The sequence below is a fragment of the Nocardiopsis sp. JB363 genome, from assembly GCF_900143625.1.
GTDB lineage: Bacteria > Actinomycetota > Actinomycetes > Streptosporangiales > Streptosporangiaceae > Nocardiopsis.
The window spans coordinates 22,593-35,723 of record NZ_FRFF01000178.1; the positions used below are offsets into that span (position 1 = coordinate 22,593).

13 protein-coding genes, 2 tRNA genes and 1 other RNA gene are annotated in these 13,131 nt (G+C 68.9%); 8 read left to right on the plus strand and 8 right to left on the minus strand.

Annotation, left to right across the window (positions count from 1 at the left end; translation table 11 throughout):
• Nucleotides 1-22: 22 nt before the first annotated feature.
• Nucleotides 23-217 carry a DUF6243 family protein gene (locus BQ8420_RS27525; RefSeq protein ID WP_087102745.1) on the minus strand — a complete coding sequence of 65 codons (195 nt, stop codon included), beginning with the start codon at nucleotides 215-217 and terminating at the stop codon, nucleotides 23-25.
• 115 nt (nucleotides 218-332) lie between these two features.
• Between BQ8420_RS27525 and BQ8420_RS27530 the strand changes: the two genes are divergently transcribed.
• A complete protein-coding gene (locus BQ8420_RS27530) occupies nucleotides 333-944 on the plus strand; it encodes a TetR/AcrR family transcriptional regulator (protein WP_087102748.1) in 612 nt (203 codons plus the stop codon).
• A gap of 37 nt (nucleotides 945-981) precedes the next feature.
• Here the strand turns inward: BQ8420_RS27530 and BQ8420_RS27535 are convergent, their stop codons facing one another.
• Together BQ8420_RS27535 and ffs are read right to left on the minus strand one after the other, a co-directional pair.
• Nucleotides 982-3,210, minus strand: a complete 2,229-nt coding sequence (locus BQ8420_RS27535) for a DNA polymerase III subunit gamma and tau (RefSeq protein ID WP_087102750.1) — start codon at nucleotides 3,208-3,210, stop codon at nucleotides 982-984.
• A gap of 118 nt (nucleotides 3,211-3,328) precedes the next feature.
• Nucleotides 3,329-3,424: signal recognition particle sRNA small type (gene ffs, locus BQ8420_RS27540), an RNA gene on the minus strand.
• Between the two features lie 108 nt (nucleotides 3,425-3,532).
• On the opposite strand from ffs, the gene BQ8420_RS27545 reads away from it, so the two are divergent.
• Nucleotides 3,533-3,617: transfer RNA gene (locus BQ8420_RS27545), tRNA-Ser, on the plus strand.
• A gap of 178 nt (nucleotides 3,618-3,795) precedes the next feature.
• Here BQ8420_RS27545 and BQ8420_RS27550 read toward each other — a convergent pair.
• Nucleotides 3,796-5,535, minus strand: a complete 1,740-nt coding sequence (locus BQ8420_RS27550) for a pyruvate dehydrogenase (protein ID WP_087102752.1) — start codon at nucleotides 5,533-5,535, stop codon at nucleotides 3,796-3,798.
• A 187-nt stretch (nucleotides 5,536-5,722) separates the two neighbouring features.
• Between BQ8420_RS27550 and BQ8420_RS27555 the strand changes: the two genes are divergently transcribed.
• From BQ8420_RS27555 to BQ8420_RS27565, 3 genes are all read left to right on the plus strand, one after another.
• Entirely contained in the window at nucleotides 5,723-6,499 is a 777-nt protein-coding gene (locus BQ8420_RS27555) for an SGNH/GDSL hydrolase family protein (protein ID WP_087102755.1), read from the plus strand.
• Between the two features lie 121 nt (nucleotides 6,500-6,620).
• On the plus strand, nucleotides 6,621-8,636 hold the full coding sequence (locus BQ8420_RS27560) for an NADPH-dependent 2,4-dienoyl-CoA reductase (RefSeq protein ID WP_087102758.1): 2,016 nt from the start codon (nucleotides 6,621-6,623) through the stop codon (nucleotides 8,634-8,636).
• 55 nt (nucleotides 8,637-8,691) lie between these two features.
• Nucleotides 8,692-9,258, plus strand: coding sequence for a PadR family transcriptional regulator (locus tag BQ8420_RS27565; RefSeq protein ID WP_087102760.1), 567 nt, complete (start codon nucleotides 8,692-8,694; stop codon nucleotides 9,256-9,258).
• Nucleotides 9,259-9,308: 50 nt separating this feature from the next.
• Here BQ8420_RS27565 and BQ8420_RS27570 read toward each other — a convergent pair.
• From BQ8420_RS27570 to BQ8420_RS27585, 4 genes are all read right to left on the minus strand, one after another.
• Nucleotides 9,309-9,396: transfer RNA gene (locus BQ8420_RS27570), tRNA-Ser, on the minus strand.
• 10 nt (nucleotides 9,397-9,406) lie between these two features.
• Nucleotides 9,407-9,862, minus strand: a complete 456-nt coding sequence (locus BQ8420_RS27575; RefSeq protein ID WP_087102833.1) for a nucleoside deaminase — start codon at nucleotides 9,860-9,862, stop codon at nucleotides 9,407-9,409.
• Between the two features lie 44 nt (nucleotides 9,863-9,906).
• Entirely contained in the window at nucleotides 9,907-10,395 is a 489-nt protein-coding gene (locus tag BQ8420_RS27580; protein ID WP_087102762.1) for a tRNA adenosine deaminase-associated protein, read from the minus strand.
• Between the two features lie 42 nt (nucleotides 10,396-10,437).
• A complete protein-coding gene (locus tag BQ8420_RS27585) occupies nucleotides 10,438-10,938 on the minus strand; it encodes a tRNA adenosine deaminase-associated protein (RefSeq protein ID WP_087102763.1) in 501 nt (166 codons plus the stop codon).
• 323 nt (nucleotides 10,939-11,261) lie between these two features.
• Between BQ8420_RS27585 and upp the strand changes: the two genes are divergently transcribed.
• The 3 genes from upp to BQ8420_RS32480 all read left to right on the plus strand — a co-directional run bounded on the left by upp (nucleotide 11,262) and on the right by BQ8420_RS32480 (nucleotide 13,120).
• The gene (gene upp / locus BQ8420_RS27590; RefSeq protein WP_087102766.1) at nucleotides 11,262-11,915 is read left to right on the plus strand and encodes a uracil phosphoribosyltransferase; all 654 of its coding nucleotides are present in this window, start codon (nucleotides 11,262-11,264) and stop codon (nucleotides 11,913-11,915) included.
• A gap of 434 nt (nucleotides 11,916-12,349) precedes the next feature.
• On the plus strand, nucleotides 12,350-12,595 hold the full coding sequence (locus BQ8420_RS27595; protein ID WP_087102768.1) for a hypothetical protein: 246 nt from the start codon (nucleotides 12,350-12,352) through the stop codon (nucleotides 12,593-12,595).
• A gap of 360 nt (nucleotides 12,596-12,955) precedes the next feature.
• Nucleotides 12,956-13,120 (plus strand): hypothetical protein, encoded by a 165-nt coding sequence (locus BQ8420_RS32480; RefSeq protein WP_200816123.1) that lies wholly within the window; start codon nucleotides 12,956-12,958, stop codon nucleotides 13,118-13,120.
• Nucleotides 13,121-13,131: the final 11 nt, after the last annotated feature.

Sequence of the window (13,131 nt, forward strand, 5' to 3'; positions counted from 1 at the left end):
ACCCGAGGCCCATCCGATCCGGTCACGAACGCTCTTCGGAGGCCTCGTTCCTCGGAGCGATGTTCTTCTCCCGGAACCTGCGCAGCAGTTCCTCCTTGTTCTCACGGGCATTCCCCGTGGGCCCGCCCTTGGCTCCGGCCTTGCCACCGCGCAGCGTGGAACGGGCGACGTTGGTCCGTTGCCCGCCCATGCCGAGCATGTTGTTGTTCTTCGCCACGGTGTCCTCCTATCCGAATAAGGCGAGACGTTGCGTCTCGCGTAAAGGATTCCCCTTGATCATAGCGACGTCAAGACGAGACGTCTCGTCATTTTCGAGCCACTACCTTGGAACCATGGCCGACAACACCGCCGAACGCACCCGACGGACACCGGACCCCCGTCGCCGCAGCCAACGCGCGCGCAACGCCATCATCGACGCCGCCGCCGACCTCTTGGGCGAGGTCGGTTACGCCAGGCTGACGATGGAGGCCATCGCCGCCCGCGCCCGGGTCGGTAAACAGACCATCTACCGATGGTGGCCCTCCAAGGCCGCCGTGGTCTTCGACGTGTTCACCCGGCTCACCGGAGCCGTGGCCGGAGATCCGCTGCCCGACACCGGTGACCTGGCCGCCGACCTCAAGACCGTCTTCCGCGCCACCGCCGACGAGTTCGCCGATCCCACGATGGACCGCACCACCCGGGCCTTCACCGCGGAGATCCAGAACGACGAAGAGTTCGCTCATGCGGTCCATGAGCGCCTGACCAGGCCCAACGCCGAAGCGTTCCGGGAGCGCCTGCGTGCGGCGCAGGACCGCGGCCAGATCCGCACCGACGTCGACCTGGACCTGGCCGTGGAGATGTTCAACGGACCCTTCCAACACCGGTGGCTGCTGCGCACCGGGACGATCGACCACGCGTACAGCGACGCCCTGGTCGACACGGTCCTGCGCGCGTTGCGGCCCTGACCCTCCGCCGGCGGGGCACCCACCGGCGAAGCGAGGATCACAGCCCTCCGGGCGCCCCGTGTTCGATCTCCTCGATCAGCTTGCCGCCGAGTTCGGTCTCGATGAGGACGGTTCCGCCACCGGTTCCGCCCGTGGCGTTGGAGGCACCGTTGGACGCGGCGCCCTGGTGCGGGCCGACCGCCGAAGGAGCGGCGTTGGTCGACGCGTTGTTCATGGACGGGCCGCCGTCGGATTCGGCCGGTGACGGACGCGGTCCGGACGTCTCCTCGGGACGCGCGCCCCGATCACCCTGGCCGTTCCCACCCTGGGCGCCACCGCGGGTCGGCGCCGTGGCCCCGTGGTCTTCTGGAGGCGGAGCGGCCGCCGCGTCCTCATAGGGGTCCGGCGGCGGTTCCGGACGGTCGCTGAGCAGCCGTTCCGGTGGAGGGCCCGCCGGTCGCGCCGACCCCGCGGCCTGCTCCGGCGGCGCCGCCGGGGCAGCGGACCCGGACGGGGGCTGCCCGGGGGAGGCGTCCCATCCGGCGGGTTCGGCCGGTCGCGGTGCGGGCTGGGGTCGCCGTGCCTGTGCGGCACCACCCGCCAGCGAGGGGGCCACACGCACCTCGGCGCCCAACACCTGCTGGATCGCCGCGGCGACGACCTGGTCGCTGCCGCTGTTACTGAAGCCCTTGGCCTCGTTGGGCTTGTTGAAGCCCAACAGCACGGTGTTGCCCTCGACCCCGACCGGCTGCACGTCGCTTCCGTGCAGCATCATCCAGGTGAACCGCCGACGGCCCTTGACCGCTTCCATGATCTGATGCCAGGCGCCCTGGAGGCGACCGAAGTCCACGGGGCCACCGCCCCCACCGGCGGGCGCGTTCTGCGAGGCCGCCTGGGGACGGGAGGGCGCTGGGGCGTCCCAGCCCGAGGGCTCGTTACTTCCGGACGGGCGCGAGGCCGGTTCCGCGGGCCGCGCCGGTTCGGGCCGCGCGGCCTGCGGGGCCGGGGCGGCCGGGGGCTGCTGAACCGGTGCCGGGGCCGGTGCCGGTGGAGCCGGGGCCGCGGGCACCTGAGCCGCCGGTGCCGCCGGAGCCTGCGCCCCGGACGTCGCCGGAGCCACCGCCCCGGAGGCCAACCTGCGCTCCATCTGTTCCAGCCGGGCCAGCAGCGCGGTCTGGTCGCCGTCGGTGGCGGGCAGCAGGATGCGTGAACACAGCAGCTCAAGGAGCAGGCGCGGCGCGGTGGCGCCCCGCATCTCCGTGAGCCCCTGGTTGAGGACCTCCGCGGCCCGGGACAGCTCCGCCGGCCCCAGCCGCGAAGCCTGTTCCTTCATCTGCTCCACCGACTCCGGAGAGACGTTGACCAGGCCCTTGTCGATGGCGTCCGGAACCGCGGCGAGCACCACCAGGTCACGGAAGCGCTCCAGCAGGTCGGTGGTGAAACGGCGCGGATCGTTACCGCCCTCCACCACCCGGTCCACCAGACCGAACACGGCGGCGCCGTCGCGTGCGCCCAAAGAGTCGACCATCTCGCCGAGCAGACTGGAGTCGGTGTAGCCCAGCAGGGACACGGCGCCCTCACGGGTGATGCCGCCCTCGTCCGAACCGGCGATCAGCTGGTCCAGGACGGAAAGGGTGTCGCGCGCCGAGCCCGCGCCCGCGCGCACCACCAGCGGAAGCGCGGCCGGGTCGTAGGACACCTCCTCCTGCTTGAGGAGGTCCTCCATGAGCTCCTTGAGGGTGCTCGGCGGGATGAGACGGAAGGGGTAGTGGTGGGTCCGCGAACGGATCGTGCCGATGACCTTCTCGGGTTCGGTGGTCGCGAACACGAACTTCAGGTGCGGCGGGGGTTCCTCGACGAGTTTGAGCAGCGCGTTGAAACCCTCTCGGGTCACCATGTGCGCCTCGTCGATGATGTAGATCTTGTAGCGCGAGCTGACCGGCGCGAAGAAGGCCCGTTCGCGCAGGTCACGTGCGTCGTCGACACCACCGTGGGAAGCGGCGTCGATCTCGATCACGTCGAGGCTGCCGCCGCCGTCGGGGGCGAGCGCCACACAGGAGCCGCAGGTTCCGCAGGGGTCCGGGGTCGGTCCCTGCTCACAGTTGAGGGAGCGCGCGAGGATGCGCGCGCTGGTGGTCTTGCCACAACCACGCGGTCCGCTGAAGAGGTAGGCGTGGTTGATGCGTCCGCTCCGCAGCGCCTGGCGCAGCGGGTCGGTCACGTGTTCCTGGCCGCGCACCTCACCGAACGTCGCGGGACGATACTTGCGGTACAGCGCGATGCTCACGGTGTGATCACTCCCCTGGTCCCTGCCACGATCCCATTCAACCCTCTGGGAGTGACAACTCGCGCCGGGTCGGGGAAACCGGGAGGGGGCGGATCCGGGGCGGGTACCCCCGAAAACAAAAAAGGACCCCCCGCGCACCCGCCAGAGCCCACTTATCCTTGCTGCCTTCCGGCCCTGGGGAGGTTCATAGGGTGACGCCGCACGAGGGGTCTGCCTCAGAGTGTATCCGAAGCCGGCACTGCTCCCGCAACCTCCATCGAAGCGAGTTCCCACGAGGATCACCCGTTCGAAGCACCCGCCCAAAGCCTGTACAGTTGCTCTCGGAGGATTCGCCTAGTGGCCTAGGGCGCACGCTTGGAAAGCGTGTTGGGGGCAACCCCTCAAGGGTTCGAATCCCTTATCCTCCGCCGAGCGGCCCGTTCTGGTCGACGACTCACGTCGTCTTCCCGGACGGGCCGTAATTTTTTCCCAGGGGGACGACCCCCTGGAACCCCCGCCAAGCAGGCCCATCAGGGCGGACGAAGGCCCCGATCGCAACGCGATCGGGGCCTTCGTCGTTTTCGGAGCCGATCCGGGGCCGGACGGTCAGGGCCGGGGGATGTTGCGGAGGTTGGATCGGGCGAGGTCGATCATCGCGCCCACTCCGCCCTGGAGGACCGTTCGTCCCGCCGAGAGGGCGAACCCGGTGATCTGGTCGGCGGTGATCCGCGAGGGCACCGACAGCGCGTTCGGGTCGGTGATCACGTCCACCAGCACCGGCCCGTCGTCCGACAGGGCGTCCTCCAGCGCCGCTCGTACCTCGCGGGGGTCCTCCACCCGGATCGACCGCATGCCCACGGCCTCGGCCACCGCCGCGTAGTCCACCGGCGGATGGTCGGTCTGAAAGGCCGGCATGCCGTCCACCATCATCTCCAGCCGCACCATGCCGAGCGAGGAGTTGTTGAACACCACCGTCGTGATCGGCAGGCCGTGCTGCTGGACGGTGATCAGCTCACCGAGGAGCATGCTCAGGCCGCCGTCCCCGGACATGGAGACGATCCGGCGGCCCGGGGCCGCGTAGGCGGCGCCGATCGCGTGCGGCAGGGCGTTGGCCATGGTGCCGTGGGTGAAGGAACCGATGACGCGCCGGCTGCCGTTCGGGGTGACGTACCGGGCCGCCCACACGTTGTTCATGCCGGTGTCGACGGTGAAGACGGCGTCGTCGGGCGCGGCCTCATCGAGGTGGCGGGCCACGTACTCGGGGTGGATCGGGGTGTGGTCCTCGATGTTCTTGGTGTAGGCGTCCACCACCCGGGTCAGGGCGCGTTCGTGCCGGCGGAGCATCTCGTCGAGGAAGCGCACGTCGCTCTTGGCACGGACCACCGGACGCAGGGCACGCAGGGTGGCGGCGACGTCGCCCTGCACCCCCAGTTTCAGGGGGACGCGACGGCCCAGCCGACGCGGGTCGTGGTCCACCTGGACGACGTTCTTCTTGGGCAGGAAGTCGTCGTAGGGAAAGTCGCAGCCCAGCAGGATGGTGAGGTCGGCCTCTTGGAGGGCGTCGTAGCAGGCCCCATAGCCGAGAAGGCCGATCATGCCGACGTCGTGGGGGTTGTCGTACTGGATCCATTCCTTGCCGCGCAGGGTGTGCCCGACCGGGGCCTTGAGCTTCCCGGCGAGCTCGATGACCTCCTCGTGTGCGCCGCGGACCCCGGCACCGCAGAACAGGGCGACCTTGTCGGCCTCGTTGATCCGCCGGGCAAGCTCGCGCACGTCGTCCTCACCGGGCCAGGCCGTGGCGCTGCCGGCGGTGACGGGGGTGTCGTCGGCGGGACCGTTCGCCTTCTGCCCGGCGACGTCACCGGGCAGGACGAGGACGGCCACGCCGGGAGTTCCGAGGGCGTGCTGGACGGCCACACGTGCCAGACGGGGCATCTGGTCCGGATGGGTGACGAGTTCACGGAACTCGGTGACGTCGGCGAAGAGCCGCTCGGGGTGGGTCTCCTGGAAGAAGCCGGTACCGATCTGGTGTGAGGGGATGTGCGAGGCGAGGGCCAGCACGGGCGCCCCGCTGCGCTGAGCGTCGTAGAGCCCTTGGATCAGGTGGGTGTTGCCGGGGCCGCAGGAGCCCGCGCACACCGCGAGCCGACCGTCGATCTGCGCCTGAGCGGCGGCGGCGAAGGCCGCGGTCTCCTCGTTGCGGACGTGGATCCATTCGATGCCGTCGACCTCACGCACCGCGTCCACCACCGGGTTGAGGCTGTCCCCCACCACCCCGTAGATCCGGGTGACCCCGGCGGCGATCAGGGTGCGGACGAGCTGTTCGGCGACGGTGTTCCTGCTCAAGACGGACCTCCCGGAGACGCGGTACGACCGGGGACGCGCGCCCCCGTCCAACGCTAGGAGTGCCCTACCCCGATCGCCCGCACCGCCACACCACGAGGGAAGGCCCGCCCGCGTCGCCCCTCCCCCCGCGAGACGACTCCGAGACGGAGGAGTAGTTTGCCTGAGGACCGAAGAAAGGGGACCCGGTATGCGGTGGGACGGGGATCTGCGTTATGTCGCCCTCGGCGACAGCCAGACCGAGGGTGTCGGCGACGGTGACGAGAGCACGGGTTATCGGGGGTGGGCCGACCGGTTCGCCGAACACATGGTCGAGGCCGGAGCCCGGGTCGAATACGCCAACCTGGCGGTACGCGGCCGCTTGGCCGGACAGGTGCGCGCCGAACAGTTGGAACAGGCGCTGGCACTGCGTCCGGACGTCGCGACGGTGTTCGCGGGGGTCAACGACCTGATCCGCCCCGGGTACGACCCCGACATCGTGGTCGGTCACCTGGAGACGATGTTCGCCGAGCTGACCGCCGCGGGCGCCAAAGTCGCCACCCTGACCTTCCCGGACATCACGAAGATCGCCCCTCTGACCAGGCCGCTGCTGCCGCGGGTCCTGGACTTCAACGACCGGGTGCGCGCCGCCGCCGCCCGCCACGACGTCGCGGTGGCCGACTGCTTCCGCCACGCGGTCTCCACGGACCGCCGGCTGTGGGCCCCGGACCGGTTGCACTGCTCCTCCGAGGGACACCGGAGGATCGCCGGGGCGGTGGCCCACGCGATGGAGCTGCCGGGCGCGGACATCACCTGGGCCGACCCGCTTCCCCCGTTGCGCTCTCCGGCCGCCGTGACCCGGATGTACGACGAGGTCACCTGGTTGGGTTCGTTCCTGGGTCCCTGGGTCGCACGCCGGATCCGTGGTCGTTCCTCCGGTGACGGTCGTGTCGCCAAGCGTCCCGAACTCCTTCCGCTGATTCCCTGACCGACCCTGGTCGGTCCCCGTCCTTTCTCGGAGGCGGAATCTCGATATCTTTTGCAACTTGTTGCATAATGAGGAGAGGTCGGCCGGACACCGACCGAGAGGCCCCGCGCGAGGAGAGACGATGAGCGACTACCCCCACCTTCTGGAACCCCTGGACCTGGGTTTCACCACCCTTGAGAACCGCGTGATCATGGGTTCCATGCACGTCGGATTGGAGGAGGCCCCCAACGGTTTCGAGAGGATGGCCGCCTTCTACGCCGAACGTGCCCGCGGCGGCGTCGGCCTGATCGTCACCGGTGGCATCGCCCCCAACCCCGAGGGCGCCACCTACACCGGCAGCGCCAAACTCACCAACGACGAGGAGGTCGCCGAACACCGCCTCATCACCGAGGCCGTGCACCGCGACGGCGGCCGGATCGCCATGCAGATCCTGCACACCGGCCGCTACGCCTTCAGTGAGGACTCCGTCTCCGCCAGCGCCGTCCAGGCGCCGATCAACCCCTTCGTGCCGCACGCCCTCACCGATGAGGAGATCGAGCGCACCATCGAGGACTTCGCCCGCTGCGCCGAACTCGCCCAGCGCGCCGGGTACGACGGCGTCGAGGTCATGGGCTCCGAGGGCTACCTCATCAACCAGTTCATCGCCCCCGCCACCAACAAGCGCGAGGACCGCTGGGGCGGCTCCTTCGAGAACCGGACTCGTCTGCCCCTGGAAATCCTCCGCCGGGTCCGCGAGCGCGTGGGCACCGACTTCATCGTCATCTACCGTCTGTCCATGCTGGACCTGGTCCCCGACGGATCCACCTTCGACGAGGTCGTCGAACTCGGCCGTCTGGTGGAGAACGCCGGCGCCGACATCATCAACACCGGCATCGGCTGGCACGAGGCCCGCGTGCCCACCATCGCCACTTCCGTGCCGCGCGGCGCCTACACCTGGATCACCGAGCGGCTCAAGAAGGAACTGTCCGTCCCGCTGGTGGCGGTCAACCGCATCAACACCCCCGAGGTCGCCGAACGCATCATCGCCGACGGCCAGGCCGATATGGTCTCCCTCGCCCGTCCGATGCTCGCCGACGCCGACTTCGTCGCCAAGGCCGCGGCGGGCGCCGCCGAGGAGATCAACACCTGCATCGGCTGCAACCAGGCCTGCCTGGACCACACGTTCAGCCTCAAGATCACCTCCTGCCTGGTGAACCCGCGCGCCTGCCACGAGACCGAACTCGTCCTGTCCCCCACCAAGACCCGCAAGAACGTCGCCGTGGTCGGCGCCGGTCCCGCCGGTCTCGCCTTCTCCGTCTCCGCCGCGAGCGTCGGCCACACCGTCACCCTGTTCGACGCCGCCGCCGAGATCGGTGGCCAGCTCAACATGGCCCGCCGCGTGCCCGGTAAGGAGGAGTTCGACGAGACCCTCCGCTACTACCGCGTGCAGCTCGACAAGCACGGCGTGGACGTACGCCTGAACACCTGGGTCGCCGCCGCCGACCTGGAGGGCTACGACGAGGTGGTCGTCGCGACCGGCGTCGCCCCGCGGACCCCCGAGATCCCCGGCGTCGACCACCCCAGCGTGGTCGGCTACGTGGACGTGCTGCGCGGCGGAGCCGAGGTCGGTGAGAAGGTCGCGATCATCGGCGCCGGCGGCATCGGCTTCGACGTCGCGGAGTTCCTCACCGACACCGGTGAGGAGGCGAGCCAGGACCCCGAGGCCTTCTTCCGCCAGTGGGGAGTGGACCTCGACTACAAGGAACGCGGTGGCCTGCGCGCCCCCGAGCGCGTCACCCCGCCCCGCAAGGTCCACTTGCTACAGCGCAAGACCACCAAGGTCGGCAAGGGTCTGGGCAAGACCACCGGGTGGATCCACCGCCTCGAACTGCGTCACCGTGACGTGGAGATGGTCGCCGGAGCCGAATACCACCGGATCGATGACGACGGCCTGCACCTGACCGTGGACGGCGAGGAGCGCGTGCTCGACGTCGACACCGTCGTGTTGTGCTCCGGGCAGGACCCGCGCCGCGATCTCGCCGACGAGCTCGTCGCGGCCGGCCGCACCGCGCACGTGATCGGTGGCGCCGACGTGGCCGCCGAACTCGACGCCAAGCGCGCCATCAAGCAGGGCACCGAACTCGCCGCCGCCCTGTGACCCCCGTGGCCGCGGACCCGACCGGTCCGCGGCCACCCCTTCCTAGAATGCGCACATGTCCCTGCCCCACGCGATCCTCACCGCCCTGTTGGAGAAGCCCTCCTCGGGCCTGGAACTGACCCGACGCTTCGACCGCTCCATCGGGTACTTCTGGTCCGCCACCCACCAGCAGATCTACCGCGAACTGGGGAAGTTGGAGAGGGCCGAGCTGATCCGGGCCCTGCCCACCGACTCCCCCACCCGAGGGCAACGCAAGGCGTACGAGGTGCTGGCCGCGGGCCGGACCGAGCTGGAGCGCTGGGTGCACGAGGCCGAGCAGCCCCGTTCCCTGCGCGACACCTTGATGCTGCGGGTGCGCGCCACCGGGGTCGTGGGGGTGGACTCCGGCTTCGTGGCCGAGCTGCGTCGGCACCGTGAACTGCACGGCGAACGACTCACCGAGTACCGCGATTTCCAGCGGCGTGACACCGACCGTGGTCGAGGGACCGAACGCGACCGGGTCCAGGGACTGGTCCTGCAGGGCGGTGTCGAACTGGAGGAGTTCTGGGTGAACTGGCTGGACAAGGCCATCGCCGAACTCGGGGAGACCGAGGATCCGACAGGCGACACGAACCCGTCCTGAAAGCCCTTCGGGCAAGAAAAAACCGCCCCCGGCGGACCGGGGGCGGCTGGTGGCGGTGGAGGAGGGATTTGAACCCTCGAAGGGTTGCCCCTTACCCGCTTTCGAGGCGGGCGCCATCGGCCACTAGGCGACTCCACCGAGAGGAACTCTACCGGATCCGACGCCGTGCGAAAAACCGAGTGAGCAGATCCGAACACCTGAGGGCCACGTTTTCACTGATCAGATCGGGTGGAACGACTTCAGGACGGTGGTTCTGCCGGGGGTCGCGGAGCAGGTCCCACATCGAACCGACCGCACCCGCCTTCACGTCCCGGGCTCCGTAGATCAGGCGATCCACCCGGGAGAGCACTGTGGCACCGGCGCACATCACACAGGGTTCCAGGGTCACCACCAGGGTGCAGCCGCTCAGACGCCACTCACCGTGCGCCTCGGCGGCGGCTCGCAGGGCCAGCACCTCCGCGTGCCCGGTCGGGTCGCCCGTGGCCTCACGTTCATTGTGGCCGCGCCCCAGCACCGTCGTCCCGTCGGGCCCCAACACGATCGCGCCCACGGGCACATCATCGGTCTCCAAGGCACGTTCCGCCTCGACCAGGGCTTCGAGCATCGCCGAGTCGGCCGCCGCGCGGTCGAGCCCGGGAAGAGCGCCCGTCACAGCCGCATCGCGTCGAGGAGTTCGGCGAATCCGGTGCGTTCGGCCACCACCGCGAGGACGTCACCGGGCAGCACTCCGCCCCCCGCGGACAGGGATCTCAGTTCTTCCCCCGGCACCCCGAGATCGGTGAGCAGACCTTCGTCGCCGTCGGGACGTGGATCGGGGCGGGCGCCCGCGCTCTCAGCGGGCAGGTGAGCACCCAGGCCACCGGCCTCGGAGAGGATCCCGGCCAACGGGTGATCGTGCACGACCCGGCCGTCGGAGAGGTAGACACGCGGTTCGGAGCCCGTCACGTCCACGCGCACGACTGCGAACCACTCGTCGTCGGCCTCCACCAGGAGAAGGGCCATGTCGCTGCCCCACTCCGTCTCGTAGTCGAGCATGAGTTCGGTGATGTCGTCGATGACCTCCACGTCACCGAGATCGACCTCGGCTCCCTGCCACGTCCGGCCGTTGGGGGCGAAGACGGCTGCGAAGGTCGACACGGCTCTCTCTCCCGTCTCTCCAGGTCACTTCCGCAGGCGTCCTTACCCCATACCGTCGAGGACACGCTGAAAGGCCTGGGCGAATCCGAGTCGCTCGGAGACGCTGGCGAGCACCTCGTCCGGGTACAGGTCCAGATCGCCGGCGAGGGCGCCCAGTTCCATCTCGTCGAGGCCCAGATCCGCGACCACGGACAGGTCGCCCGCGGGCAGGACCTGGTCGAGGTCGTCGTCATGGGGAAGGTCGATGTCCAGGTAGTCGAGGGCGTCCCTGGCCACCTGCCAGTCCACCGAGGCGGTCACGTCGGACAGGAAGAGGGACACGTCCTCTCCGTACACCCGGACGATGATGAAGAAGTCGTCGCCGACGGAGACCAACCCGAGGGAACCACTGATGCTCGGCTGTTGCCGCAGGGCGTGGATCAAGCCCTTGAGGTCGTGTACCAACGCGATGGGGAGGAGGTCCACATCCCAGTACTCCTCTTCCCTGTATGCAACGGTCGCGAAGTCACCCGAGTCGTCGTCACCATGATCGAGCACTGTCATCGTCACCCCAACCCGGAAGGTGTATCGGTGCGGACGAGAGGATCCGGCTCGCCCGTGCGAGTGTCATGGTAGCGATCACTCCCACCTCGCAGCCGTAGTTCGTCCGCCATGGACCGGACCCACGTTCTCATGACAGGCGGCTCCGGCGCTCCCCCGCACGCGATCCCGATGTCCCTCAACGTGACCCGGACACCCGGGGCGGGGACCGGAACACCTTGATGCGCGCCCGAGACGCCCCGGTCCGGGGGATACGCGCGGTTAGACTCGTGCGGGTCCCTCCCCCCACACATCGTCCTGTTGTCCCAGCTCACCCGGAGAACGTTTTGGAAACCCTGGTCGTCGACCATCCCTTGGTCTCGCACAAACTGACCACTCTGCGCGACGTGCGGACCGACTCACCGACCTTCCGGCGGCTGACCGACGAGCTGGTGACCCTGCTCGCCTACGAGGCGACGCGGGACGTTCGAGTGACAGAGGTCACCATCGAGACCCCGCTCGTGCACACCACCGGATCCCAGCTTTCGCGCCCCACCCCCCTGGTCGTGCCGATCCTGCGCGCGGGACTCGGCATGCTCGACGGCATGACCCGCCTGCTGCCCACCGCCGAGGTCGGGTTCCTGGGCATGGCCCGCAACGAGGAGACGCTGCAGCCGGCGACCTACGCGGACCGGCTCCCTCAGGACCTGTCCGGCCGACAGTGCTACGTGCTCGACCCGATGCTGGCCACCGGCGGCACCCTGGCCGCCGCGCTGAAGCTGCTCGTCGAGCGCGGTGCCGATCACATCACCGCGATCTGCCTGCTGGTCGCCCCCGAAGGGCTGGTCGCGGTGGAGCAGAAGTTGGAGCAGAACCTCCCCAAGGGCCATGGGGCCACCTTGCGCGTGGTGACCGCGGCCGTCGACGAGCGCTTGAACGAGCAGGGCTTCATCCTGCCGGGCCTCGGCGACGCCGGCGACCGTCTCTACGGCTGTTCCTGAAGCCCGACCGCGACTTGATCGCGTCCGACCCCCCGAGCGCCCGATCGGATCACCGATCGGGCGCTTTTTCGGCTCTTTTCGGTCGAAGATGAATGAACGCCCGAAAATCGGGCATTGACCTCTCACGGCCGTGCCCCCGCCCGACGTCACCCCTGGTCGAGCCCGCTTGATCGATCGTCCCGGAGACACGGCGCTGCATTAGCCGAATTCATTTCGAGATTGGAACGTAACAGATTAGGGTGATCATGGTTCCTGACCACCCATAACCGGGTGGATCCACCAGGCCGAAACCACCCCGACGGGGGACCAAGCCACCGATACCCAGAGCCCCGCCCCACTTTCGAGGCGGTGATCCGGCGACCCTCCGGTGGCTACGCATAGCCCCCATGCGCACACCCCCCGTGTCGTTCCGCCCGCAGCCCAGAAGGAGTGAGATGCCCGAGAACCCCTCCCCCTCGTCCACCACCCAGGCCGCCAGCGACCCCCATTTCAGTCCCGTCGTCAGTCGCCTGTCCACGGAGTTCTCACACGTTCACCACTCCGCCACCGTTTCCCGTTGCGTGGACGCGGCACGCCACGGAGCCCAGGACGTGACCGGGCGGGCCACTCCCGAACTGGTGGAACGGATCGCCCGCCAGCACCTACAGGTCTTGGCGCTGGCCTTCGCCGAACAACGCTGACCCCGCTGGGGCTGTTTCGGCCCTGCATTACATCGAACTTCGGAAGACCGGGAACCGACGCCACCTTGGCGACGGTGCCCCCCTCCCCGGGATTCGGCTCCGCATCACTCCGCTGAACTTCTCACCCGGAACGCACTCGGCCATCACCTTCACCCCATCTGACCTGCTCCTGAACAGAAAGGATTTCGGACAGTCCTTCACAGGAGCATCAACGTCACCGGAACCGGACACAACCCGCAAGTGTCGAACGTCCGACATACCGCCACGCCGAGGGTGCGCTTCAGGCTTTACGGGCATGATGGTAAATGCAACAATCACTGCTGGGTTGGTGGGTCAGGTGGATTCCAAGGGGAGTCAGTCGTGGCGAAGTTGAAGAAATGGGGCGGCTACGCGCTCATCGGTTTCGTGCTGTTTTATCTACTCACGCAACCGGAAAGTGCGGCCGGGGTGATCCAAGGAGCCCTGGGCGGCCTGGTGGGCGGCGCGGAGTCGATGTCCCGCTTCGTCAACGCACTGCTGCCGTAGCGCGAGGGAGC

Excerpts from the sequence above, each read along its gene's own strand:
- BQ8420_RS27595 (WP_087102768.1), top strand. The coding sequence starts at position 12,350 with ATGCCCGAGAACCCCTCCCCCTCGTCCACCACCCAGGCCGCCAGCGAC.
- BQ8420_RS27530 (WP_087102748.1), top strand. The coding sequence starts at position 333 with ATGGCCGACAACACCGCCGAACGCACCCGACGGACACCGGACCCCCGT.
- BQ8420_RS27585 (WP_087102763.1), bottom strand. The coding sequence starts at position 10,938 with ATGACAGTGCTCGATCATGGTGACGACGACTCGGGTGACTTCGCGACC.
- BQ8420_RS27575 (WP_087102833.1), bottom strand. The coding sequence starts at position 9,862 with ATGCTCGAAGCCCTGGTCGAGGCGGAACGTGCCTTGGAGACCGATGAT.
- BQ8420_RS27560 (WP_087102758.1), top strand. The coding sequence starts at position 6,621 with ATGAGCGACTACCCCCACCTTCTGGAACCCCTGGACCTGGGTTTCACC.
- BQ8420_RS27565 (WP_087102760.1), top strand. The coding sequence starts at position 8,692 with ATGTCCCTGCCCCACGCGATCCTCACCGCCCTGTTGGAGAAGCCCTCC.
- BQ8420_RS27555 (WP_087102755.1), top strand. The coding sequence starts at position 5,723 with ATGCGGTGGGACGGGGATCTGCGTTATGTCGCCCTCGGCGACAGCCAG.